This is a genomic window from Bradyrhizobium sp. CSA112 (assembly GCF_029051645.1).
Taxonomy (GTDB): Bacteria; Pseudomonadota; Alphaproteobacteria; order Rhizobiales; family Xanthobacteraceae; genus Bradyrhizobium.
In genome coordinates, this window is sequence record NZ_JAACFS010000024.1 from 86,894 (window position 1) to 107,591 (window position 20,698).

Here is a 20,698-nt window from a genome sequence, read left to right on the forward strand (position 1 = left end):
CCGGCTGGGCGCGCCGCCGATGGAGATTTCAATGAACCTCATCCAACAGCTCGAAAAAGAGCAATTCGAAAAACTGTCGGCGACCAAGTCGATTCCGGAATTCGGCCCCGGCGACACCGTGATCGTCAACGTCAAGGTGGTCGAAGGTGAGCGCACCCGCGTGCAGGCCTATGAAGGCGTCTGCATCGGCCGTTCCGGCGGCGGGCTCAACGAGAGCTTCACCGTTCGCAAGATTTCCTACGGCGAAGGCGTGGAGCGCGTGTTCCCCGTGATGTCGCCGATGATCGACTCGATCAAGGTGGTGCGCCGCGGCAAGGTGCGTCGCGCCAAGCTCTATTACCTGCGCGCCCTGCGCGGCAAGTCGGCCCGCATTGTCGAGAAGCAGGACCGCCCGACCGCCGTCGGCGAGTAACTTTTCCCGAACGGGATGTGACCAAAAGCGCGGGGTTTTGCCCCGCGCTTTTTTTGTTGCCCGGTACCTATATAAGGCTGGCGGCTCGTTCCTCGGTTGTCATGCGCGGGCTTGACCCGCGCATCCATCAGGAAAGAAGCGCTCTTGCTCGGAAGGATGGATTGCCGGGTCCCGGCTACGCCAAGGCTTCGCCGCGGCTTCCCGTGCTGGCGCGCCGAGGCTTTAGCGGAGGCGGCAAGCCCGGCAATGACAGACCGGCCCTGCCGCATCGATTGATTGTGGCGGCCGCGGGCCCTGTGTTAGAAATTCAGAATGGTTCTAGATCGTACCAGCGCCGCCTTTGGCACCGCCCAGCTAGTCGTCATCGACGACCGCTCGCGCCTGCCCGGCCGGTTCTTCGGACGGTTCGCGACCTCGGCGACGTCTGAGCTTACGCGCGCAGCTTGATGCTGCGCTGACGTCAGTTGCTTGCGCGTTCCGCGCTTAACCGCCCACACAGAATTTCTTTTGGAGCTTACGCTCATGTCCAAACCGACCACACTGTACGACAAGATCTGGAACGACCATCTGGTGCACGAAGCCGCGGACGGCACCTGTCTGCTCTATATCGACCGCCACCTGGTGCATGAGGTGACCTCGCCGCAGGCGTTCGAAGGCCTGCGCGCCACGGGGCGCAAGGTGCGCGCGCCGGAGAAGACGCTGGCCGTGGTCGACCACAACGTGCCGACGACCGATCGCAGCAAGCCCAATCCCGACCCTGAAAGCGCCGAGCAGATCAAGGCGCTGGCGGAGAACGCCAGGGAATTCGGCGTCGAATATTACAACGAGCACGACAAGCGTCAGGGCATCGTCCACGTGATCGGCCCCGAGCAGGGATTTACGCTGCCCGGCACCACCATCGTCTGCGGTGATAGCCATACCTCCACCCATGGCGCGTTCGGCGCACTGGCGCACGGCATCGGCACGTCAGAGGTCGAGCACGTGCTGGCGACGCAGACGCTGATCCAGAAAAAGGCCAAGAACATGCGCGCGGTGGTCGACGGCAAATTGCCCGACGGCGTCACCGGCAAGGATATCATCCTGGCCATCATCGGCGAGATCGGCACCGCCGGCGGCACCGGTTATGTGCTGGAATATGCCGGCGACGCCATCCGTGCGCTCTCGATGGAAGGCCGCATGACGGTCTGCAACATGTCGATCGAAGGCGGCGCCCGCGCCGGCCTGGTTGCGCCGGATGAAAAGGCGTTCGAATTCCTGAAGGGCCGCCCGAAGTCGCCGAAGGGCGCCGACTGGGACGCCGCGATGCGCTACTGGGAGAAGCTGCGCTCGGACGAAGGCGCGCATTTCGACCACGAGATCCGGCTGGACGCGGCAAAGCTGCCGCCGATCGTGACCTGGGGCACCTCGCCCGAGGACGTGGTGTCGATTTCCGGCTTTGTGCCCGATCCCGACAAGATCGAGGACGAGGCCAAGCGTCTGTCGAAGCACCGCGCGCTGAAATATATGGGGCTTGCCGCAGGCACGAAGATCACCGACATCAAGCTCGACCGCGTCTTCATCGGCTCCTGCACCAACGGCCGCATCGAGGATCTGCGGGCGGCGGCGAAAATCGCCGAAGGCAAGACCGTCAACGCCAACGTCAATGCGATGATCGTGCCGGGCTCCGGCATCGTGAAGGAGCAGGCGGAAGCCGAAGGCCTCGACAAGATCTTCATCAAGGCGGGCTTCGAGTGGCGCGAGCCGGGCTGCTCGATGTGCCTGGCGATGAATCCCGACAAGCTGAAGCCGGAAGAGCGCTGTGCCTCGACCTCGAACCGCAACTTCGAGGGCCGTCAGGGCTTTAAGGGCCGGACCCATCTGGTGTCGCCGGCCATGGCGGCGGCCGCCGCGATCGCAGGGCACTTCGTCGACGTCCGGGAGTGGCGTTAAAGCGTTTTCAAGCAACCCGGGACCGGGTCGCGTGAAGAAAACGCGTCAAAACGGGAAGTCCCTCCCTTTGTCTAGATAGCGAAGCGTTCTGGCAACGCCGCGTTAACAGGCAAAGGCGCAGACTGATCCCTTGCGAACAGCCTTCGCGAGGGACCCGGCCGTGACGGACAAGTCTGAATTTGTCGATATGATCAGCGAGGCGACGCGGCAGGTGCGGCGCCGCACGACGCCGCGCATCGTCGACCTCGTGCCTGTGGTCAAGGAAGCCTCGCGCCTCAGTCACTGGCCGCCGGCGCACTGGCGACAGTGGCGGATGGAGACGCTGACGCCCTGGAAGCTCAAGCCTTGGCGCGGCAAGGATTGGGATTGAGTGAGTTTTTCCCGCTCGAAAAAACAGGCGCCCGTCTGGGCGCCTGTTTCGTTTCAGCCTGACCTTACCAATACCGGTATGCGTAATAGCGGTGGCGCCACCACGGACGACAGATCTTGCGCGGTCCGTAATAGGTCAAGATGATCCGGCATCGGCGCGGATAATAGTAGGCCGGGTAATAGGCCGCGTAGTAGGCCGGCGCGATGTAGAAGCGGCTGTGGAAGTGGCGCCGGAAGTGCGGCCGATGGTGGAAGTGCGGCCGGTAGAACGCGTGACGATGTGCGAAGCGATGTCCGCCGCCATGGAAGACAGGCGCCGCACGAAAACCGCCACGGTGGATCGCCATCCCACCACCTCTGAACCCACCGCCGTGAAAGGCTGCGCCGCCACCGCGGAAGCCGCCGCCATGAAATGCCGCTCCGCCGCCGCGGAAGCCGCCGCCATGGAAACCACCGCCGCCACCGCCGCGGAAACCAGCGCCGCCGCCGAAACCACCACCGCCGCCGCCGCCGCGGAAACCACCGCCGCCCATTCCGCCGCGGTGTTGAACCTGGGTCGTCAGGTCGTCGGTTGCGTATTTCGCTGACGGCGCCGTAGCGGGACTCGCTAGCGAGAGTGCCTCGGCGCGCTGTTGTGATGCCGCTGCGAACGCGAATACCGCCGCAGCCGTAACGCCCAGACAGCGGACCAGGCCGCGTCCGGGATCCGATATCGACATGGATGAATCCTCCCTAACCGGCGACGGCGCGCCCAAACCGTTCAACGGCTGGTCCCCGTCGCTACTTTGCGGTCGCTCCCAGCGTTACGTTAGAGACAGGCACGTGAACGCGCCATGAATGCGCCGACCGCAAGGATGAATGCGCAGGAAAGTGCGCTGAAGAGATTTTTGCGGCTGACAGAAGTTGTGCACGCTCGCTACCAGAACGGTCCAAAGCCGATGCCGAAGGTGAACGGCGCGGGCGCGTAGTAAGGATACGGCCGGTAGTAGACGGGCCGCCCGTAATAATAGGGCCGGTGGTAGTAAGGGCGATAATACGGACGGTAGTACGGACGATAATATCCGTAGTGACGGTAGTATCGCCGCTGCGCGCTGAAATCGGTGGCGTTGGATGTTCCGGCACTTGGTGCTCTTGCCTGCGGCGCCGCCGCGGCGCTATCGATCGCGCCCGGCCCGGCGACCGCGAACGCGCCGGCGACAAGGGCTGCAGAGATCAGACTCCTCACGATGGACTCCTCTTGCGGATGCTGACGTCAGAGATTACGGGCGGCAATCTCGCCAGTTTCAAGGCGACCGCTGAAATCGAAACAGGCCCGCGACGAAGCGGGCCTGTTTGCATCTGCGCCAAGCTGTCGCACTTACCACCGGTGCCAGTGACGATGATGGTGGTGATGATGGCGATGATGGTGATGGTGCCAGCGATGCCACCGATGATGATGGTGGTGATAGCCGTGATGGTAGCCGTGATGTCGCCAATGCACTTGCGTCGTCGCCAACCTGGCATCCTCCTGAACCGCCGCGGCGGCGCCGGGATTGCTGAGCGACAGCGCATTGGCACGCTCGGCCGGAGCGGCAAACGCCAGCAAGGCGCCAACGGCCGCAAGCCCAAAAACCTTCACTACCTGCATATCCAGTCTCCTCGGGTCGTCGGATGCACGTCTGCGCCGAATGGCTTGCATCAACTAACGGCATCGCCGCGACACGTGCGCAGACTGAAGCAAGCGACTTGAATGAGGTGTGAATGACTGCGCCATGAACATGAAGAATACGCCACGAACATGAACGGATGCTGCTTGCCGCGATCTCGCGCGCACGGTTTGCGCAGATCGCCGTCGGCAACGTCGACAGCGTTTGTCCACAGAGCCCTACTCGGCGCCTGTCGGAAAATGCTCGACAGAAAAATAGAGAGGGGACGAATCTAGCCCGGCCGCCACCAGCAGTTCATGCGCGGGGTGATCACCGTGCCGCTCGGCCGGTACTCCTGCACGTAATGCGCGGTGCAATCCCGCACGGCGTTGGGGCCCGGATTGTAGCGCGGGTAGACGCTGGGCGCCCACTCCTCGCTATAGATCGGCACGCGCCGCAGCGGGCGCCGGCGCTGGGCGGACAAGTCAGTGACGACCGGGCTCGGCGCCTGTGCGATCCGCAGTTCGGATGATACCGCCTGCGCCTCCGCAGCCGCCACGTCCGGGAGCAAAAGCCCGGCCAAGACAGCCGAGAAGGCAGCCGATATGGCGACCGTCACAATCCGCTTCATTGAAGTCCCCAAAACTGATCCCCCGACACGGTCACCGATTGGCGCGCCAAAATCAACTCGCAAAACCAGTATGCGCCCGGGCATAACACACGCTAAATACGACGTGATGTGGACCGAAGCAAAAGCCCCCTCGCTCGCCGAAATGGAAGCCATGGCGCATGAGGTGTTCGAGCGCCTGCCCAAGGGATTTCGAACCCTGTGCGAGGGCGTGATCATCCGCGTCGACGATTTTCCGACCGACGAGGTCTTGGACGAGATGCAGGCCCAGAGCGAGTTCGACCTGCTCGGCCTGTTCCAGGGCATAGGCCTGCCGCAGCAGAGCAACGACGACGTCGCCCGCCTTCCCAACATGATCTGGCTCTACCGGCGGCCGATCCTCGATTACTGGGCCGAACATGACGAGACGCTCGGCCATATCGTCCGCCACGTCCTGATCCACGAGATCGGGCACCATTTCGGGCTGTCGGACGCCGATATGGAGACGATCGAGGCCAGCGCGGGCTAGGATTGCGTATTTGGGTCTTTTGCCGGGGCCATATTCGCGATAAATCAGCGGCCTGTCCCCAGATTTCAACCGGGAAGTGCGATCGATGGAAAAGTTCACCACACTGGAAGGCGTCGCGGCGCCGTTGAAGATCATCAATGTCGACACCGACATGATCATCCCGAAACAGTATTTGAAGACCATCAAGCGCACCGGCCTCGGCAAGGGCCTGTTCTCGGAACAGCGCTACAAGGACGACGGCAGCGAGAACCCGGATTTCATCCTCAACCAGCCGGCCTATCGCAACGCCAAGGTGCTGGTCGCCGGCGACAATTTCGGCTGCGGCTCCAGCCGCGAGCACGCGCCGTGGGCGCTCTTGGATTTCGGCATCCGCTGCGTGATCTCGACCTCGTTCGGCGACATCTTCTACAACAACTGCTTCAAGAACGGCATTCTGCCGATCCGCGTCACCCAGGACGACCTCGACAAGCTGTTCGACGACGCCGAGCGCGGCGCCAACGCGACGCTGACCATCGACCTCGCCAACCAGGAAATCCGCGGTCCCGATGGCGGCAAGGTGAAGTTCGAGATCGATCCGTTCCGCAAGCACTGCCTGATGAACGGCCTCGACGACATCGGCCTGACCATGGAAAAGAAGTCGTCGATCGACGATTACGAGGCGAAGCTGAAGAAAGAGCGCGCCTGGGCCTGATTGTGCTACGAGAGCCCCGACCAAATCGGGGCTCTTTTTATATGTGCGGAGGCGACGCGAATGCGGCCTGACGTCGTCACCTTCTGGCACGGCGCGCTCGACGGACTACGGCTGACCTGCCTGCGGTCGCAGGTCGCCGCCGGCCACAAGGTCACGGTCTACAGTTTCGATCCATTGCCGGGCCTGCCCGACGGCGTCGGCAATGCCGAAGCGGAAGCGATCCTGCCGCATTCCTTTTCCGAGCGGCTTCGTCCGCCCGAGCCGGATGGAAGCTGGCGCGACTGGACCGTTCTGCAGTTCAGCGATTTCTTCCGTATGCGGCTGATGGCAGAGCAGGCCGGGCTGTGGCTCGACGCCGACGTTCTGCTGTTGAAGCCGGTCGAAATTGATCCGGCAAAGCCTTACTTCGCGTGGGAGCGCCGGCGCCAGCTCGGCAACTCGGTCCTGTATCTGCCCGCGAAGGACCCGATCGTGCGGGCATTCGAGGATCTGATGGAGCAGGAGGACCTGACGCCGGACTGGCTGGCGCTGCGTCATCGCCTCACCTTCATGCTGCGCCAGCTACGACGCCGATCGAGCCGTCTCTCCGACATCCGCGTCGCGATCTACGGCCCCGCCGCGCTCACCGCGCTCGCGCGCCGCTCCGGTGCATTGCAGCACGCACTGCCGAAGCAATCCTTCTACGCCGTCCATGCTGAGCCGAAACTGTTCTTCGAACAGACGGATTTTTCAGGCCTGCTCACCGATCCTGAAATCATCGGCCTGCACATCTCGCCAAAGGGCCGCGGCAGCGAGAAGCCGATTCCAGGCAGCCTCTATGCCTGGGCGGCGGAGAAGTTCGGTAAATAGCGGCGGCTTTCTTCCTTCTCCCCTTGTGGGAGAAGGTGCACTCGCGAAGCGAGGGCGGATGAGGGGTTTGTCTCCGCGGATAGAGACCCCTCATCCGGCGCTACGCGCCACCTTCTCCCACAAGGGGAGAAGGAAGACGGAGCGAGCCGCTCACATCGCGTTCCCCAATTTGATCCAGCGCAACGACCCCTGCCCGATTTGCGCTCACCTTGGTCTGTCAGAGCTACCCACGGGAGCCGTGCCATGACCGTTCAGGAAAAGCGCTATCCCGTCGTCGGCTGCGTGATCGACGCCTTCGGCGAATGGCTGAAACACCGCCGCGAGCTCGGCAATGCCGACACGATCGACGGCCTGGGGCAGCGGATCAATTCGTAGCGCAGATGCCCTCTTCCTTCTCCCCTTGTGGGAGAAGGTGGCGCGAAGCGCCGGATGAGGGGTTCTCACCGCGGAGACAGACCCCTCATCCGTCTCGCTGCCGCTGCGCGCCAGCGATCCACCTTCTCCCACAAGGGGAGAAGAAGGAAGAACTCGCCGAGCAAATATTTCAATTCCCCATCGCCGCGATCGCGTCCGCGATCGCAATCGTCCGCCTTGCCATATCGGCGTGCAGCCGCTCCACCATCCGACCGTCGAGCTGGATGGCGCCGCGTGAGGCGTTTTCCGGCCTCTCGAATGCCGCGATGATCTTGCGTGCTTGCTCGACCTCTTCCGCCGGCGGCGTGAAGATCGCGTTGCAGGCCTCGATATGGCTCGGATGGATCAACGTCTTGCCGTCGAAACCGAGGTCGCGGCCCTGCGCGCATTCGGTCGCAAAGCCGTCGATGTTGCTGATATCGCTGTAGGGACCGTCGAGAATTTCCAGCCCATGCGCGCGCGTCGCCAAAACGCAGTGCGTGATCATCGGGATCATCGCCTCGCGGCCCGGCTGCATGCGGATCCGGGTCTCCCGCGAAATGTCGTTCGGTCCGAACACGAAGCCGGCGAGCCTGGTTTCGGAGTCCCTGGAAGCCGCCGCCAGCTTGTCGGCATCCAGCACAGCGCGCGCGGTTTCGATCATGGCCCAGACCCGGATGGACATGTCGGCGTTGATGTCGCTCAGGCGGTTGGCGATGGCATTGAGATCGGCCACGGTGGAAATCTTGGGAACCAGAATGCCGTCGGGCCTGGCCTTGCCGGCCATGGTGACGTCGTCGACCCACCAGGGCGTATCGAGGCTGTTGACCCGGATCAGCACCTCGCGCTTGCCGAATCCGCCGGCCGCGACGGCCTTGGCGATCTGGTCGCGGGCCATCGCCTTGGCGTCCGGCGCCACCGAATCCTCGAGGTCGAGAATGATACCGTCAGCCGGCAGGTTGCGCGCCTTTTCCAGCGCCCGCGCGTTCGATCCCGGCATGAACAACAGGCTGCGGCGCGGACGGGTCATGGCGGATTTCCTCGAAGGTCCTTTTGAACCCCACGCGATACCACCTCGCGCCGCCGCCCGAAAGCCTTGTTCCGGTCATCGGCTTATGGTTAGGCATGGCCCGAGACAGGCACAGAGATTATGGCATCGTCATTCCCGCAACATCTGCTCGACGGCTACCGGGCCTTTACCTCACAGCGTCTGCCGACCGAGCAGACGCGCTACCGGGAACTGTCCGAGCGCGGCCAATCACCGGCCGTGATGGTGATCGGCTGCTGCGACTCCCGCGTCTCACCGGAAGTGATCTTCGACGCCGGCCCCGGTGAACTCTTCGTGGTACGCAACGTCGCCAATCTGGTGCCGGTTTTCCAGCCGGACGGCGGCGCGCATGGCGTCTCGGCGGCGCTGGAATATGCGGTACAGGTCCTGCGCATCAAACACATCGTGGTGCTCGGCCACGCGCAATGCGGCGGCATCCGGGCCTTCATCGACGACATCGATCCGCTGACGCCGGGCGACTTCATCGGCCGCTGGATGGCGATGTTCATCAAGCCGGGCGAGAAGGTCAGCCAGCGCGAGCATGAAACCAGGCAGGACTTCACCACGCGGATCGAGAAGGCCGCGGTGTTCCGCAGCCTCGAAAACCTGATGACGTTTCCGTTTGTGCGCACGCGCGTCGAGCGCGGCGAGATGGAATTGCACGGCGCCTATTTCAGCGTTGCCGAAGGCTCGCTGTTCGTGCTCGACCAGCAGGCGAAGGAATTTCATAGCGTCCGGGACGCGGCATAAATCGGCCGCGTAGGGTGGGCAAAGGCGCAGCGCGCCGTGCCCACCATCCATCCTCGATCGCAATGCTGAACGGTGGGCACGCTTCGCTTTGCCCACCCTACGAAATCTTAACTCATGCCGCCTTCTTTTTCGCGGTGATCAGCTTGCGGTTGATCAGGCATTCGGCGATCTGGATCGCGTTCAAAGCGGCGCCCTTGCGCAGATTGTCCGACACGCACCACAGCGACAGGCCGTTCTCGACGGTGTTGTCCTCGCGGATGCGGCTGATGTAGGTGGCGTCTTCGCCCGCCGCCTCATACGGCGTGACGTAGCCGCCGGGCTCGTGCTTGTCGATCACGAGGCAGCCCGGCGCGTTGCGCAGGATGTTGCGCGCTTCATCGGCCGTGATCGGATTTTCGAACTCGATGTTGACGGCCTCCGAATGGCCGACGAACACCGGCACGCGCACGCAGGTGGCGGTCAGCTTGATTTTGGGATCAAGAATCTTCTTGGTCTCCATCATCATCTTCCACTCTTCCTTGGTGTAGCCGTCCTCCATGAACACGTCGATCTCCGGGATGACGTTGAAGGCGATACGCTTGGGGAATTTCTTGTTGATGAGCTCGCTGTTGGTGTAGACCGCCTTGGTCTGCGAGAACAGCTCGTCCATCGCATCCTTGCCCGCGCCCGAGACCGATTGATAGGTCGCGACCACGACGCGCTTGATGGTCGCCTTGTCGTGCAGCGGCTTCAGCGCCACCACGAGCTGCGCGGTCGAGCAGTTCGGATTGGCGATGATGTTCTTCCTCGCGAAACCGCCGACCGCGTCCGCGTTCACTTCCGGCACGATCAGCGGCACGTCCGGGTCCATCCGCCAGGCCGACGAATTGTCGATCACGACCGCGCCGGCGGCGCCGATCTTCGGCGACCATTCCTTCGACACCGAGCCGCCCGCCGACATCAGGCAGATGTCGACGTCCGAGAAGTCGTAATGCTCGAGCGCTTTGACCTTCAGGGTGCGGTCGCCATAGGACACTTCGACGCCGACGCTGCGACGCGAGGCCAGCACCACGACCTCGTCGGCGGGGAATTTGCGTTCGTCGAGAATGTTGAGCATTTCGCGCCCGACATTGCCGGTCGCACCGACGACAGCGACTTTGTAACCCATCATTCACTCTCCGAGGAAAAATGCCGCCCTGCCGCGTCAAGCGGAAAGGGAGAAGGCAGCGCTTCTATGCGAGAAACGCCGATATGACAACGTTTGACGGTTGCGTTTGGGCGTTTGATGCATTCGTTTCCGGCCGGTCCGGCCCCTTCCTACTATGCGCTGAGAATTCGACCGGCGCTGACCAGCGTCGTGGACGAGGTTTGCGGCACGCTGGCACGGCTCTGCGCCTATCTGATGGCGCTGGCGCTGATCGCTATTGGCGGTATCGCGCTATGGGACCATCTGCCTGATGTCACGGTGCTGGAGACGTCGCCCAAAGACGGCTGGAGCTTGGCCGCCCGCCCGGTGCCGGCGTTTGCCGTAAGCCAGTTCGTTTTTCCAGGCAAAACAGAGATTTACGAGATTCTTCGGCATCCTCACGGCGGCCGCAAGGATGTGTTCCGCTGGAGCGGCTCAGCCGGCACGCCGGTCGCCGAACTCGAGATCTACCGGCCGGGCGGCGAATACGATCAGGCCGGCCCGGCGCTTGGCAACGCCATCGTGCGGATGGAGCCGAACGGTCCGCGCGAGCTGGAGGCCGCGGGTTTCATCGACAGCAAGTTCGGCACTGTATCCTTGTTCCGTCAGGCCGGCGGCACTGGGGCCGCCCGCTCCTGCCTCGGATTTTCCAGGCGCGTCGATGAATTCGGCTTGCAGCTCTCCGGCTGGTCATGCCTCGGCGAAGATTTGCCGACCCGCCGTGTCGCAATCTCCTGCATGCTGAACCGGCTGGTCCTGCTGGCGGCCGGCAACGAAGCGAAACTCGCGCAAACATTCGTCAATGCCGAAGCCAGGCGCGGCGATTGCACAGCTTCCGGCGTGCCGGCGCTGTCGGCCGATTGGCTGACGGGCGCCGATAACCCGCGGCTGCGCGGCGCCATGTAATCCGCCGTTGCCGGGGCCGGCTTTCCGCCGCCCCTCACAATTGTGGCAACAAGCAGCCGAGACACTTGTTTTCATGAAACTTTTTCGCTTCGCACCGCATTATTCCATCGTGGTGTGGCGCAATTGACCTAGCGACGATGGTCCCGCCGTGGCTACAATGCATGCAGATAGATTTGGCGATCCGCCAGCCCATGGGCGGACAATGACGAGGATGCAATGACCCGAAAATTCCCCGCTGCGAGCAAGCTCGCGATGTTGCTTGCCGCGGCCGCCCTCGTCGCGATTGGCACAACTTCCGCCAGCGCCCAGTCCAGGCAGCAATATGACCGGGACGGCCGCCCCTATTACGGCGCGAACGGTCCCAACCGGTCGTACCAGCAGGGCCGGACCCGCGTCTACGTCACCACGCGCTCCTGGCTCGATGCCGGCACCGAAGTGCTGCCCGGCGATCGCAAGTTCCAGGACTACGCCTTCCCGCCGGATCTTGGATATCCGTCGTTCGCGCGCGAAAATCTCAACCGGCCGATCGACCGTCAGCCGCTCAACCCGCCGTCTGACATGGGTGGCTATCCGCAGCGCTTCCCGCTGTATTGAGCGCGCCAACCACTTGACGAAAAATGCCCGGTCTCGACCGGGCATTTTTTTGTGACGTTCGCGCGGCTACGCGTGCAGCTTCTGCAACTCCTGCAGGATCGCTTCGCCCATCTGCGTGGTTGAGGCAGCCGTCGTGCCCTCGGACTTGATATCAGCGGTGCGAAGTCCGCTGGCGAGTACCGCCGCGATTGCCGCGTCGACCTTGTCGGCCAGCGCGCCCATGTCGAAGGAATAGCGCAGCGCCATGGCGAACGAGGAGATCATCGCGATCGGATTGGCGAGGCCCTTGCCCGCGATGTCAGGTGCCGAGCCATGCACCGGTTCGAACAGCGAGCGGCGCTTCTTGGTCTTGGCATCGACTTCGCCGAGCGAGGCCGACGGCAGCATGCCGAGCGAGCCGGTGAGCATCGCCGCGATGTCGGACAGCATGTCGCCAAACAAATTGTCGGTCACGATCACGTCGAACTGCTTCGGCGCCTTCACCAGCATCATGCCGCCGGAATCGGCGAGCTGATGTTCGAGCGTCACGTCCTTGTATTCGCGCGCATGCACGGCCGTCATGACCTCGTTCCAGAGCACGCCCGACTTCATAACGTTGCGCTTCTCCATCGAGGTCACCTTGTTGCGGCGCTTGCGCGCCAGATCGAAGGCGACGCGGCCGATGCGCTCGATCTCATAGGTGTCGTAGACTTGGGTATCGATGGCGCGCTTCTGGCCGTTGCCGAGATCAGTGATCGTCTTCGGCTCGCCGAAATAGACGCCGCCGGTCAATTCGCGCACGATCATAATGTCGAGGCCTTCGACCGCCTCGCGCTTCAGGCTCGAGGCATCCGCCAGCGCCGGATAGCACACCGCCGGGCGCAGATTGGCGAACAGGCCGAGATCCTTGCGCAGCCGCAACAGACCGGCCTCGGGGCGCACCTCGTAGGGCACGCTGTCCCACTTCGGCCCGCCGACCGCGCCGAAGATGATGGCATCAGCGGCCATAGCCTTGGCCATGTCAGCTTCCGAGATCGACACCTTGTGCGCGTCATAGGCCGAGCCGCCGACCAGACCTTGCTCGGTCTCGAATTTCGCGATGCCCTGCTTGCTCAGCCAGTCGATCAGGCGCTGCACCTCCCCCATCACTTCGGGGCCGATGCCGTCGCCGGGGAGAAGCAGCAGTTTATGGGTCGCCATGGAAGGTCCTTGCGATGTTCGTCATTCCGGGACGGCGCAACGCGCCGGACCCGGAATCCAGAGATTGGATGCAACGAGATTCCGGGTTCTCGGCTTCGCCGAGCCCCGGAATGACGGGTCGGCGGAGTGCTAGAGCGGCATTGCGCGATTGGCAAGACACCATTGCGGCCGCACGGCCTGTGCAACCGCCTAATGGCCTGCCAGAGTGCCGAACCGCCGGAGCCCCCTTTTTGCACGTCCCAGACCTTCACCAGACTTACGCCCATCCCGCGCGGCTGATCCTCATCCTGTCGCTGGCGCCGACCGTCGGTCTCGGCATCGGCCGCTTCGCCTATGCGCTGGTGCTGCCCGACATGCGCGATACGCTGGCGTGGTCCTATTCCGCGGCCGGATTCATGAACACGGTCAACGCGGCGGGCTATCTCGCGGGCGCCCTGCTCGCCTCGCGCATGATCAGGACTTTTGGGCTTGCCGCATCGTTGCGATGGGGAACGCTGGCTTGCGTGCTGTCGCTGGCGCTGTGCGCCATGTCAGGCAATTTCTACGTTCTGAGTTTCGCCCGGCTGTTGGCGGGGGTCGGCGCCGCGGCCGGATTCGTCGGTGGCGGCGCGCTGGCTGCGACGATCGCGCAATCGCGCCCCGAGCGGGCGAACTTCCTGCTCAGCCTGTTCTATGCCGGACCCGGCATCGGCATTCTGGCGTCGGGGTTGGTCGCGCCGTTCGTGCTGCAGGGCTTTGGTCCGGGTTCATGGTGGATCGTCTGGTGGGCGATGACAGGGCTGGCTGTCGTCATGACGATCCCCGTGCTGCTCGCGCCGCTCCACGCCGATACCACCGCCACCGAAACAGCAGCGGCCAGATTCGCAATTGCACCGGTGCTGATCTACCTCACCGGCTACTTCCTGTTCGGCGCGGGCTACATCGCCTACATGACCTTCATGATCGCCTATGTCCGCGACGCCGGCGGCGGCGCGGCAGCACAGAGCGCATTCTGGAGCCTGATCGGCTTAAGCGCCTTTGTGACACCATGGGTCTGGCGGCGCGTGCTCGCGCTCGATCGCGGCGGCCTCGCCACCACGATCATTCTCGGCGTCAACGCGGTCGGCGCGGCGCTGCCGATCTTCGGGCAGTCGGTATGGCTGCTGGCGCTGTCGGCACTGGTATTCGGCGTCGCCTTCTTCGCAGTGGTCGGCTCCACCACCGCCTTCGTCCGCTTCAACTACCCGCCGCAAGCCTGGCCGACCGCGATCGCGGCCATGACGATTTCATTCGGCATCGGCCAGACGCTGGGTCCGATCGTGGTCGGCGCGATCACGGACGCGATGGGCAGCCTGTCGTTTGCGCTGAATGTCTCGGCCGCGATGCTGGCGCTGGGGGCGGTGCTGTCGGCGTTTCAGCGGAAGGTGGGGCCATGAGCCGATGCCGTCATTCCGGGGCTCGCGAAGCGAGAACCCGGAATCCATCGCGAGGCCAACCGTGTGGTTGAATGGATTCCGGGTCTGCGCCTCACCGCGCATCCCGGAATGACAGGACGAGCACTAACTCCCGCTGAACGAATTATACCCCTGATCTTCCCAGAAGCCGCCCTTGTAGTCGTTGGTGACTTCCATCGACATCACGTATTTGGGATTCTTGAAGCCGAGCTTGGTCGGCACGCGGATCTTCATCGGAAAACCGTAGGCGCGCGGCAGTATCTCGTCGCCGAATTTGAATGTCATCTGGGTCTGCGCATGCAGCGCGCTTTGCATATCGAGCGGTGAGTTGTAGCCGTCCTTGTCGGCGCACTGGAACCAGACATATTTCGCGCGGGTGTCGGCGCCGATCAGTTTCAGAAAATCGCGCAGCGGCGTGCCGGTCCAGCTTCCGATCGCGCTCCAGCCTTCGACGCAGATATGGCGCGTGACCTGCTTGACCTGCGGCAATTGATAGAGCTCGTCCAGCGTCCACGATTTCTTGTTATCGACCAGACCGCGCACCTCCAGCTTCCACGTCTTGCCGTCGACTTCGGGCGCCTCATCGAGATCATAATAGGCGTTGAACGGAAACGGCCTGGTGATCGCGCTTTCCGGAAAGGTCGGCGCCATCGCATTGGGATTGAACATCCACGCCTGCACGCCGTCATTGAACTTCGAAACCTGTTTCAGCATCTCCTCGGCCGAAAAACTGTCCGTCACGTCGCAGCCGGTGAGCAGCGTCAGCGCGCCGAGGCTGGCGCCGCCGGTGATGAAGCGCCGGCGCGTCAGATCCGGCATGGTCTTGATCGCGTCCCTGACCAGAAGCGTCTTGTCGACGCCGGGGATCAGGAGGTTGCGCATGCGGCCCATGGTCATACTCCCTCGAATTAGCGACCGATGATCATCGCGCGCAGGCTCTTCGGCACCAGAAGCGCAAGCACAACATGAACCACCATGAAGGCGACAATCGCCGCCATGCAGAAGAAATGGACGTAACGGGCGCCCTCGTAGCCGCCGAACAAGGCCGCCAGGTATTGCAGTTGCACCGGCTTCCAGAGAGCCAGACCTGACAGCACGATGAGGATGCCGACGATGATGATGCCGGCGTAGAGCAGCTTCTGCACGTAGTTGTATCTGGTGAGATCGTCGTGCGACAGCTTGCCGGTCAGTGCAGCCTTCGTGTCTGAAATCACGCCCTCCGGCGTGATCGGCAGCAGCTTCTTGCGAAAGCGGCCGGTGACAAAACCCAGCACCAGATAGATCAGGCCGTTGACCATCAACAGCCACATCGCGGCGAAATGCCAAAGTAGCGCGCCCGCGAGCCAGCCGCCCAGCGTGATCGAGCGGGGGAACGTAAAGCCGAATAGCGGCGAGGCGTTATAGATCTGCCATCCCGACATAATCATCAGGACCATCGCAAACGCGTTGGTCCAATGTAGCGCCCGCACCCAGGCCGGCTGAATGACCTTCGCCTTGGTTGAATTAGCTTGCTCGTCGCTGACTGTGACGGCCGACATGGCTCTTCCCCACTCGTAGTTCGGTATCGATTATACGCACGGAACTCGATTTTCGTTACTGCCAAGACGCTATCAGATCGATGCCTGGCGCGTATCGAATTCACAAAAAAGCGAGCCGGGTTGCCCCGGCTCGCCAATCCACACGCCCTGTTGGGACCAGTCAGGGGCGCGCAGGAGTTCAGGACGCCGGCATCAGCACGGTGTCGACCACATGGATCACGCCGTTCGACTGATTGACGTTCGAGATCGTGACCGCCGAGGTTCCGCCCTTGGCGTCGACGATCCAGACCTTGCCGTCCTGGAGCTTGACCGACAGTTGCTCGCCTTCGGCGGTCTTGAGCTTCATGCCGTCCTTCAGGTCGGACGCGGCGAGCTTGCCGGGTACGACGTGGTAGGTGAGGATTTTGGTCAGCGTCGCCTTGTTCTCAGGCTTCACCAGTGTGTCGACCGTGCCGGCCGGCAGCTTGCCGAAGGCGGTGTTGGTCGGCGCGAACACCGTGAACGGGCCCTTGCCTTGCAGGGTTTCGACCAGGCCGGCAGCCTTCACGGCGGCGACCAGCGTGGTGTGGTCCTTCGAGTTGACGGCGTTCTGGATGATGTTCTTGGAGGGGAACATCGCGGCGCCACCGACCATCACGGTCTTTTCTTCCGCGCTGACGGGCGCAGTGATGGTGGCGGTGAAAGCCAGCGCGCTGAACACGGCGGCAGACAGAAGTGCAATACGTTTGGACATGGAATCTTCTCCCGAGGATTGCGATGGCCGGCGGACATCCGCCGGGGATGAAAACAACGACGCTGGTCGATGGACCGGTTGATTTCGTCGTCGTTGGCCGAGCTACGGGAGGTTTTAGGGGTGGTTTCGGGGAATAATTTATCGTGATGCTTGAAACTTTTGAGCAAGCGGATCGTGTGGCGGTGGGGCGCAACCAGATCTCGGTGTCGTCCCTGCGAACGCAGGGACCCATACTGCGTGATCTCACGGTAGAGCGTTGTGGCAGACGCCTTCCGAAAAACCAAGGCTTGTGGTTATGGGTCCCTGCGTTCGCAGGGACGACCGTGGGAGAGAGTTCGCTTTAATCCCGATTATGCGGCGTCTGGATGAACCCGCGATTATGCGTCGGGCTGATCAGGATCTCGTTCACGCAGACCCGCGGCGGCAGGCTGGCGACGAAGGCGATAGTGCGACCGCAATCTTCCGGTTGCAGCATTTTTGCCTGCTCCTCTTCCGACGGCACGACGGGGCGCGATTTGAGGATCGGGGTCGCGACCTCGCCGGGCGACAGGCAGCAGGCGCGCAGGCCGTTGACGCATTCATCCATGTTGAAGGAATGGGTCAGCGCCAGCACCGCGTGTTTTGTGGTGGTGTAGGCCGGGCCCGGCATCTTCGAGACGTGACGGCCGGCCCAGGACGCAACGTTGATGATGCAGCCGTCCTTCTGCTTCCTCATCGCCGGCAGCACCGCGCGCATGCAGTAGAGCACGCCGTTCAGGTTGATATCGACGACCTTGTCCCAGCCGTCCACTTCCATGTCGGCCCAGCTCCGCTTCGGCACGTTGATGCCGGCACTGTTGACCAAGAGGTCGATCCGGCCGTGCTTTTCCAGGATCTGCCCCGCCGCCTTGTTGACATCTTCCTTATTGCTGACATCGAGCGCGATCGCCTCGGCCTTGCCGCCCTTCTTGGTGATGTTGGCCACGACCTTGTCCAGCGCGTCTTTCCGCCGTCCCGAAACGACCACGATCCAGCCATCCGCCGCCAGGAATTCCGCCCCGGACTCGCCGATCCCGCTGCCACCACCGGTCACCCAGGCCACGCGTTTCCCGCTATTTGTCATGCAAACTGTCTCCGTTGCTTTATGAAGGGCGTTCTTGCTATTCCAGCCGGCGAAATTCCGCGGGCCAGCGCCCTCTCAGGGAATGTTGCATGAACACAACCGCCAACGCCAACCTGTTTTCCCGCCTGTTCGATACGCTCGACGATCCGAACCGGCTCGCGATCGAAATGCTCGATGGCACGCGTATCAGCTATGGCGATCTGATCGCCCACGCCGGCCAGATGGCGAACGTGCTGGTTGCGCGCGGCGTCAAGCCCGGCGACCGCGTCGCCGCCCAGACCGAAAAATCGGTGCCGGCGCTGGTGCTCTATCTGGCGACGGTGCGCGCCGGCGGCGTCTATCTGCCGCTCAACACCGCCTATACGCTCAACGAGCTCGACTACTTCATCTCCGACGCCGAGCCTGCGCTCGTGGTGTGCGACCCCTCGAAGGCCGATGGCATCGGCGCGATCGCGGCCAAGGTGAAAGCCAAGGTCGAAACGCTTGGACCGGACGGCAAGGGATCGCTCACCGATGCCGCCGCCAAGGCCGAAGCCGCTTTCGCGACTGCCGCGCGCGCCAATGACGACCTCGCCGCCATTCTCTACACGTCGGGCACCACCGGCCGCTCCAAGGGCGCGATGCTGACGCACGACAATCTGGCATCGAACTCCTACAGCCTGGTCGACTATTGGCGCTTCACGGACAAGGACGTGCTGATCCACGCGCTGCCGATCTATCACACCCACGGCCTGTTCGTGGCGAGCAACGTCACGCTGTTCGCCCGCGCCTCGATGATCTTCCTGCCGAAATTCGACCCTGAAATGATCATCAAGCTGATGGCCCGCGCGACCGTGCTGATGGGCGTGCCGACCTTCTACACGCGGCTGTTGCAGAGCCCTGCGCTTTCGAAAGAATCGACTGCCCATATGCGGCTGTTCGTTTCGGGCTCCGCGCCGCTGCTCGCCGATACCCATCGCGAGTGGTCCGCGCGCACCGGCCACGCCGTGCTGGAGCGCTACGGCATGACCGAAACCAATATGAACACCTCCAACCCCTATGACGGCGAGCGCGTGCCCGGCGCCGTCGGCCATCCCCTGCCCGGCGTTTCCGTCCGCGTCACCGATCCCGAGACCGGCAAGGAACTCGCGCGCGACGATATCGGCATGATCGAGGTCAAGGGCCCGAACGTGTTCAAGGGCTATTGGCGGATGCCGGAAAAGACCAAGGCCGAATTCCGCGACGACGGCTTCTTCATCACCGGCGATCTCGGCAAGATCGACACCAAGGGCTACGTCCACATTCTCGGCCGCGGCAAGGATCTCGTGATCTCAGGCGGTTTCAACGTCTACCCCAAGGAAATCGAGAGCGAGATCGACGCCATGCCGGGCGTGATCGAATCCGCCGTGATCGGCGTGCCGCATGCCGATTTCGGCGAAGGCGTCACCGCGGTGCTGGTCTGCAACAAGGGCGCCGACGTCACCGAGGCGGGCGTGCTGAAGGCGCTCGATGGAAGGCTCGCCAAATTCAAGATGCCCAAGCGCGTCTTCGTTGTCGACGAACTGCCGCGCAACGCCATGGGCAAGGTGCAGAAGAATATTTTGCGGGATACGTATAAGGACATCTATTCGAAGGCGTAAGCATTCGTGATCTACAAGAGGTGTCCCGACATGCGACCGCCTAGCCGAGAACCGTCCCACATCATCAGCACGCTTCGATGGGATGAGGTTTCGCTTCCGCCTTCCGTAACGGTCGCCGAAATCGACGAGCACATTTTGTCATGCATGAAGCCGGAATGGCGGAAGACGGCCATGGTGGTTGGCAATACGCTAGCGCGGAGCAAGGAGACTGGATTGCCCGTCAGCGATCAAATAATTGCTGCCCGCATTGAGGCTCTGGCGGAAGCCGGCTGCATCGAAAACCAAGGTGACGTCCGAAAATGGCGTCATAGTGAGATACGACTAAAGAGCTGATTGCCCATTGGCTTTGCGCAGCGCCCGGCAGCGCCGAATGGCGCTTCGCCGACCGCAGCAAGGCGGCCGCAAAATCTGCATATCCGGTCCGCTCTGGATGAATAGCCCCGACGCACTTGCAGCCGTCGCGGAGGAGGGAACCGGCATCGTGCTCGTTTCGTCATGGCAGTCCCGAAGCCCAACCTGGCCGCCGGGCCAGTTGGTGCGTCTGCTCGTCGATTACCTCGTCCAGCGGTGGCATCAAACCGTTCGGGACGCAGCGATCAATAAGTGAATCATTGTTTAATTCTTCAATGGTGCCAGATGCCCGTGGTATACCAAGCCGCTGAACAAACAAGTTTCATAGACCGCTAGCAATGAACGGCAGTTCGATTTCAAGCCATTTGATCGTTGCGCGGACGGACTCGACTCCGTAAATAGAATTCATCTACCGCGTTCCCCGATGGGCCGGCCGCGGTCCCACGCAACATTAAAGCCGCCGAATGACCACCAGGATCGAACGACCGCTATCGCCCCATTTGCAGACCTATCGCGTCACCCTGACCATGGCGCTGTCCATCGTCCACCGCGCCACCGGGATCGCGCTCTATTTCGGCACGCTGCTGCTCGCCTGGTGGCTGATCGCGGCGGCGTCCGGCCCCGGCGCCTACGCCAACGTCCAGGCCTTCACCGGCAGCATCATCGGCAAGCTGATTGTGTTCGGCTACACTTGGGCGCTGCTGCACCACCTGGTCAGCGGTATCCGGTACTTCTTCTGGGATCTCGGTTACGGCTTCAAAGCCAATGAGCGCGAGGCGCTTACCTGGGGAGCGCTGATCGCGGGCATTTCGCTGACCGTCCTGGTCTGGATCATCGCCTACACGGTCGGAGGCGGACGATGAGCCGCCCTTCCTC

General features: G+C 62.8%; 24 protein-coding genes. 15 read left to right on the plus strand and 9 right to left on the minus strand.

The features are described 5' to 3' along the window. Positions 1–31: 31 nt before the first annotated feature. The 4 genes from rplS to GWE18_RS42365 all read left to right on the plus strand — a co-directional run bounded on the left by rplS (position 32) and on the right by GWE18_RS42365 (position 3,297). Positions 32–412 (plus strand): 50S ribosomal protein L19, encoded by a 381-nt coding sequence (gene rplS / locus GWE18_RS29345; RefSeq protein WP_275189207.1) that lies wholly within the window; start codon positions 32–34, stop codon positions 410–412. A gap of 522 nt (positions 413–934) precedes the next feature. Beyond that, positions 935–2,341 (plus strand): 3-isopropylmalate dehydratase large subunit, encoded by a 1,407-nt coding sequence (gene leuC / locus GWE18_RS29350; RefSeq protein WP_275189208.1) that lies wholly within the window; start codon positions 935–937, stop codon positions 2,339–2,341. Positions 2,342–2,501: 160 nt separating this feature from the next. Then, complete coding sequence (locus GWE18_RS29355; RefSeq protein WP_275189209.1) at positions 2,502–2,711, plus strand: hypothetical protein; 210 nt, start codon at positions 2,502–2,504, stop codon at positions 2,709–2,711. A gap of 244 nt (positions 2,712–2,955) precedes the next feature. Continuing rightward, on the plus strand, positions 2,956–3,297 hold the full coding sequence (locus GWE18_RS42365) for a hypothetical protein (RefSeq protein WP_342804307.1): 342 nt from the start codon (positions 2,956–2,958) through the stop codon (positions 3,295–3,297). A 329-nt stretch (positions 3,298–3,626) separates the two neighbouring features. Here GWE18_RS42365 and GWE18_RS29365 read toward each other — a convergent pair whose 3' ends face one another. Continuing rightward, positions 3,627–3,935 (minus strand): hypothetical protein, encoded by a 309-nt coding sequence (locus tag GWE18_RS29365; protein ID WP_275189211.1) that lies wholly within the window; start codon positions 3,933–3,935, stop codon positions 3,627–3,629. Positions 3,936–3,953: 18 nt separating this feature from the next. On the opposite strand from GWE18_RS29365, the gene GWE18_RS42370 reads away from it, so the two are divergent. After that, positions 3,954–4,439 (plus strand): hypothetical protein, encoded by a 486-nt coding sequence (locus tag GWE18_RS42370; RefSeq protein ID WP_342804308.1) that lies wholly within the window; start codon positions 3,954–3,956, stop codon positions 4,437–4,439. 188 nt (positions 4,440–4,627) lie between these two features. On the opposite strand, the gene GWE18_RS29375 is transcribed toward GWE18_RS42370, so the two are convergent. Further along, entirely contained in the window at positions 4,628–4,966 is a 339-nt protein-coding gene (locus GWE18_RS29375) for a hypothetical protein (RefSeq protein ID WP_275189213.1), read from the minus strand. Positions 4,967–5,072: 106 nt separating this feature from the next. Between GWE18_RS29375 and GWE18_RS29380 the strand changes: the two genes are divergently transcribed. The 4 genes from GWE18_RS29380 to GWE18_RS29395 all read left to right on the plus strand — a co-directional run bounded on the left by GWE18_RS29380 (position 5,073) and on the right by GWE18_RS29395 (position 7,386). Further along, the gene (locus GWE18_RS29380) at positions 5,073–5,471 is read left to right on the plus strand and encodes a metallopeptidase family protein (RefSeq protein WP_275189243.1); all 399 of its coding nucleotides are present in this window, start codon (positions 5,073–5,075) and stop codon (positions 5,469–5,471) included. 85 nt (positions 5,472–5,556) lie between these two features. Further along, positions 5,557–6,162, plus strand: a complete 606-nt coding sequence (gene leuD, locus GWE18_RS29385; protein WP_275189214.1) for a 3-isopropylmalate dehydratase small subunit — start codon at positions 5,557–5,559, stop codon at positions 6,160–6,162. A 60-nt stretch (positions 6,163–6,222) separates the two neighbouring features. Beyond that, the gene (locus tag GWE18_RS29390) at positions 6,223–7,011 is read left to right on the plus strand and encodes a hypothetical protein (protein WP_275189215.1); all 789 of its coding nucleotides are present in this window, start codon (positions 6,223–6,225) and stop codon (positions 7,009–7,011) included. A gap of 243 nt (positions 7,012–7,254) precedes the next feature. After that, complete coding sequence (locus tag GWE18_RS29395) at positions 7,255–7,386, plus strand: hypothetical protein (protein ID WP_275189216.1); 132 nt, start codon at positions 7,255–7,257, stop codon at positions 7,384–7,386. Positions 7,387–7,555: 169 nt separating this feature from the next. On the opposite strand, the gene GWE18_RS29400 is transcribed toward GWE18_RS29395, so the two are convergent. Then, entirely contained in the window at positions 7,556–8,434 is an 879-nt protein-coding gene (locus tag GWE18_RS29400; protein ID WP_275189217.1) for a CoA ester lyase, read from the minus strand. Positions 8,435–8,554: 120 nt separating this feature from the next. On the opposite strand from GWE18_RS29400, the gene GWE18_RS29405 reads away from it, so the two are divergent. Next, the gene (locus GWE18_RS29405; protein ID WP_275189218.1) at positions 8,555–9,202 is read left to right on the plus strand and encodes a carbonic anhydrase; all 648 of its coding nucleotides are present in this window, start codon (positions 8,555–8,557) and stop codon (positions 9,200–9,202) included. A gap of 112 nt (positions 9,203–9,314) precedes the next feature. Here the strand turns inward: GWE18_RS29405 and GWE18_RS29410 are convergent, their stop codons facing one another. Further along, positions 9,315–10,349, minus strand: a complete 1,035-nt coding sequence (locus GWE18_RS29410) for an aspartate-semialdehyde dehydrogenase (RefSeq protein WP_275189244.1) — start codon at positions 10,347–10,349, stop codon at positions 9,315–9,317. Positions 10,350–10,466: 117 nt separating this feature from the next. On the opposite strand from GWE18_RS29410, the gene GWE18_RS29415 reads away from it, so the two are divergent. Together GWE18_RS29415 and GWE18_RS29420 are read left to right on the plus strand one after the other, a co-directional pair. Beyond that, positions 10,467–11,273: a hypothetical protein gene (locus tag GWE18_RS29415; protein WP_275189219.1), complete on the plus strand. Its 807-nt coding sequence runs from the start codon at positions 10,467–10,469 to the stop codon at positions 11,271–11,273. Positions 11,274–11,489: 216 nt separating this feature from the next. Next, positions 11,490–11,867 (plus strand): hypothetical protein, encoded by a 378-nt coding sequence (locus GWE18_RS29420; protein WP_275189221.1) that lies wholly within the window; start codon positions 11,490–11,492, stop codon positions 11,865–11,867. 66 nt (positions 11,868–11,933) lie between these two features. Here the strand turns inward: GWE18_RS29420 and leuB are convergent, their stop codons facing one another. Continuing rightward, on the minus strand, positions 11,934–13,046 hold the full coding sequence (leuB, locus tag GWE18_RS29425; protein WP_275189222.1) for a 3-isopropylmalate dehydrogenase: 1,113 nt from the start codon (positions 13,044–13,046) through the stop codon (positions 11,934–11,936). Between the two features lie 230 nt (positions 13,047–13,276). Between leuB and GWE18_RS29430 the strand changes: the two genes are divergently transcribed. Then, complete coding sequence (locus GWE18_RS29430) at positions 13,277–14,461, plus strand: YbfB/YjiJ family MFS transporter (RefSeq protein WP_275189223.1); 1,185 nt, start codon at positions 13,277–13,279, stop codon at positions 14,459–14,461. Between the two features lie 123 nt (positions 14,462–14,584). Here GWE18_RS29430 and GWE18_RS29435 read toward each other — a convergent pair whose 3' ends face one another. The 4 genes from GWE18_RS29435 to GWE18_RS29450 all read right to left on the minus strand — a co-directional run bounded on the left by GWE18_RS29435 (position 14,585) and on the right by GWE18_RS29450 (position 17,852). Beyond that, on the minus strand, positions 14,585–15,370 hold the full coding sequence (locus tag GWE18_RS29435) for a molybdopterin-dependent oxidoreductase (protein ID WP_275189225.1): 786 nt from the start codon (positions 15,368–15,370) through the stop codon (positions 14,585–14,587). A gap of 17 nt (positions 15,371–15,387) precedes the next feature. Continuing rightward, entirely contained in the window at positions 15,388–16,017 is a 630-nt protein-coding gene (locus tag GWE18_RS29440) for a cytochrome b/b6 domain-containing protein (RefSeq protein ID WP_275189226.1), read from the minus strand. A 178-nt stretch (positions 16,018–16,195) separates the two neighbouring features. Beyond that, on the minus strand, positions 16,196–16,750 hold the full coding sequence (locus GWE18_RS29445; RefSeq protein WP_275189227.1) for a fasciclin domain-containing protein: 555 nt from the start codon (positions 16,748–16,750) through the stop codon (positions 16,196–16,198). A gap of 340 nt (positions 16,751–17,090) precedes the next feature. After that, positions 17,091–17,852 (minus strand): SDR family oxidoreductase, encoded by a 762-nt coding sequence (locus tag GWE18_RS29450; protein ID WP_275189228.1) that lies wholly within the window; start codon positions 17,850–17,852, stop codon positions 17,091–17,093. A gap of 89 nt (positions 17,853–17,941) precedes the next feature. Here GWE18_RS29450 and GWE18_RS29455 point away from each other — a divergent pair, with 89 nt between their 5' ends. Beyond that, positions 17,942–19,471, plus strand: coding sequence for a malonyl-CoA synthase (locus GWE18_RS29455; RefSeq protein ID WP_275189229.1), 1,530 nt, complete (start codon positions 17,942–17,944; stop codon positions 19,469–19,471). A gap of 815 nt (positions 19,472–20,286) precedes the next feature. Further along, positions 20,287–20,685: a succinate dehydrogenase, cytochrome b556 subunit gene (gene sdhC / locus GWE18_RS29460; protein ID WP_275189231.1), complete on the plus strand. Its 399-nt coding sequence runs from the start codon at positions 20,287–20,289 to the stop codon at positions 20,683–20,685. Positions 20,686–20,698: the final 13 nt, after the last annotated feature.

What these genes read in the sequence shown, in the direction of transcription:
- rplS (WP_275189207.1), top strand. Translation starts at nt 32, where the DNA reads ATGAACCTCATCCAACAGCTCGAAAAAGAGCAATTCGAAAAACTGTCG.
- leuC (WP_275189208.1), top strand. Translation starts at nt 935, where the DNA reads ATGTCCAAACCGACCACACTGTACGACAAGATCTGGAACGACCATCTG.
- GWE18_RS42365 (WP_342804307.1), top strand. Translation starts at nt 2,956, where the DNA reads ATGGTGGAAGTGCGGCCGGTAGAACGCGTGACGATGTGCGAAGCGATG.
- GWE18_RS42370 (WP_342804308.1), top strand. Translation starts at nt 3,954, where the DNA reads ATGCTGACGTCAGAGATTACGGGCGGCAATCTCGCCAGTTTCAAGGCG.
- GWE18_RS29375 (WP_275189213.1), bottom strand. Translation starts at nt 4,966, where the DNA reads ATGAAGCGGATTGTGACGGTCGCCATATCGGCTGCCTTCTCGGCTGTC.
- GWE18_RS29380 (WP_275189243.1), top strand. Translation starts at nt 5,073, where the DNA reads ATGTGGACCGAAGCAAAAGCCCCCTCGCTCGCCGAAATGGAAGCCATG.
- leuD (WP_275189214.1), top strand. Translation starts at nt 5,557, where the DNA reads ATGGAAAAGTTCACCACACTGGAAGGCGTCGCGGCGCCGTTGAAGATC.
- GWE18_RS29390 (WP_275189215.1), top strand. Translation starts at nt 6,223, where the DNA reads ATGCGGCCTGACGTCGTCACCTTCTGGCACGGCGCGCTCGACGGACTA.
- GWE18_RS29395 (WP_275189216.1), top strand. Translation starts at nt 7,255, where the DNA reads ATGACCGTTCAGGAAAAGCGCTATCCCGTCGTCGGCTGCGTGATCGAC.
- GWE18_RS29400 (WP_275189217.1), bottom strand. Translation starts at nt 8,434, where the DNA reads ATGACCCGTCCGCGCCGCAGCCTGTTGTTCATGCCGGGATCGAACGCG.
- GWE18_RS29405 (WP_275189218.1), top strand. Translation starts at nt 8,555, where the DNA reads ATGGCATCGTCATTCCCGCAACATCTGCTCGACGGCTACCGGGCCTTT.
- GWE18_RS29410 (WP_275189244.1), bottom strand. Translation starts at nt 10,349, where the DNA reads ATGGGTTACAAAGTCGCTGTCGTCGGTGCGACCGGCAATGTCGGGCGC.
- GWE18_RS29415 (WP_275189219.1), top strand. Translation starts at nt 10,467, where the DNA reads ATGCATTCGTTTCCGGCCGGTCCGGCCCCTTCCTACTATGCGCTGAGA.
- GWE18_RS29420 (WP_275189221.1), top strand. Translation starts at nt 11,490, where the DNA reads ATGACCCGAAAATTCCCCGCTGCGAGCAAGCTCGCGATGTTGCTTGCC.
- leuB (WP_275189222.1), bottom strand. Translation starts at nt 13,046, where the DNA reads ATGGCGACCCATAAACTGCTGCTTCTCCCCGGCGACGGCATCGGCCCC.
- GWE18_RS29435 (WP_275189225.1), bottom strand. Translation starts at nt 15,370, where the DNA reads ATGGGCCGCATGCGCAACCTCCTGATCCCCGGCGTCGACAAGACGCTT.
- GWE18_RS29440 (WP_275189226.1), bottom strand. Translation starts at nt 16,017, where the DNA reads ATGTCGGCCGTCACAGTCAGCGACGAGCAAGCTAATTCAACCAAGGCG.
- GWE18_RS29445 (WP_275189227.1), bottom strand. Translation starts at nt 16,750, where the DNA reads ATGTCCAAACGTATTGCACTTCTGTCTGCCGCCGTGTTCAGCGCGCTG.
- GWE18_RS29450 (WP_275189228.1), bottom strand. Translation starts at nt 17,852, where the DNA reads ATGACAAATAGCGGGAAACGCGTGGCCTGGGTGACCGGTGGTGGCAGC.
- GWE18_RS29455 (WP_275189229.1), top strand. Translation starts at nt 17,942, where the DNA reads ATGAACACAACCGCCAACGCCAACCTGTTTTCCCGCCTGTTCGATACG.
- sdhC (WP_275189231.1), top strand. Translation starts at nt 20,287, where the DNA reads ATGACCACCAGGATCGAACGACCGCTATCGCCCCATTTGCAGACCTAT.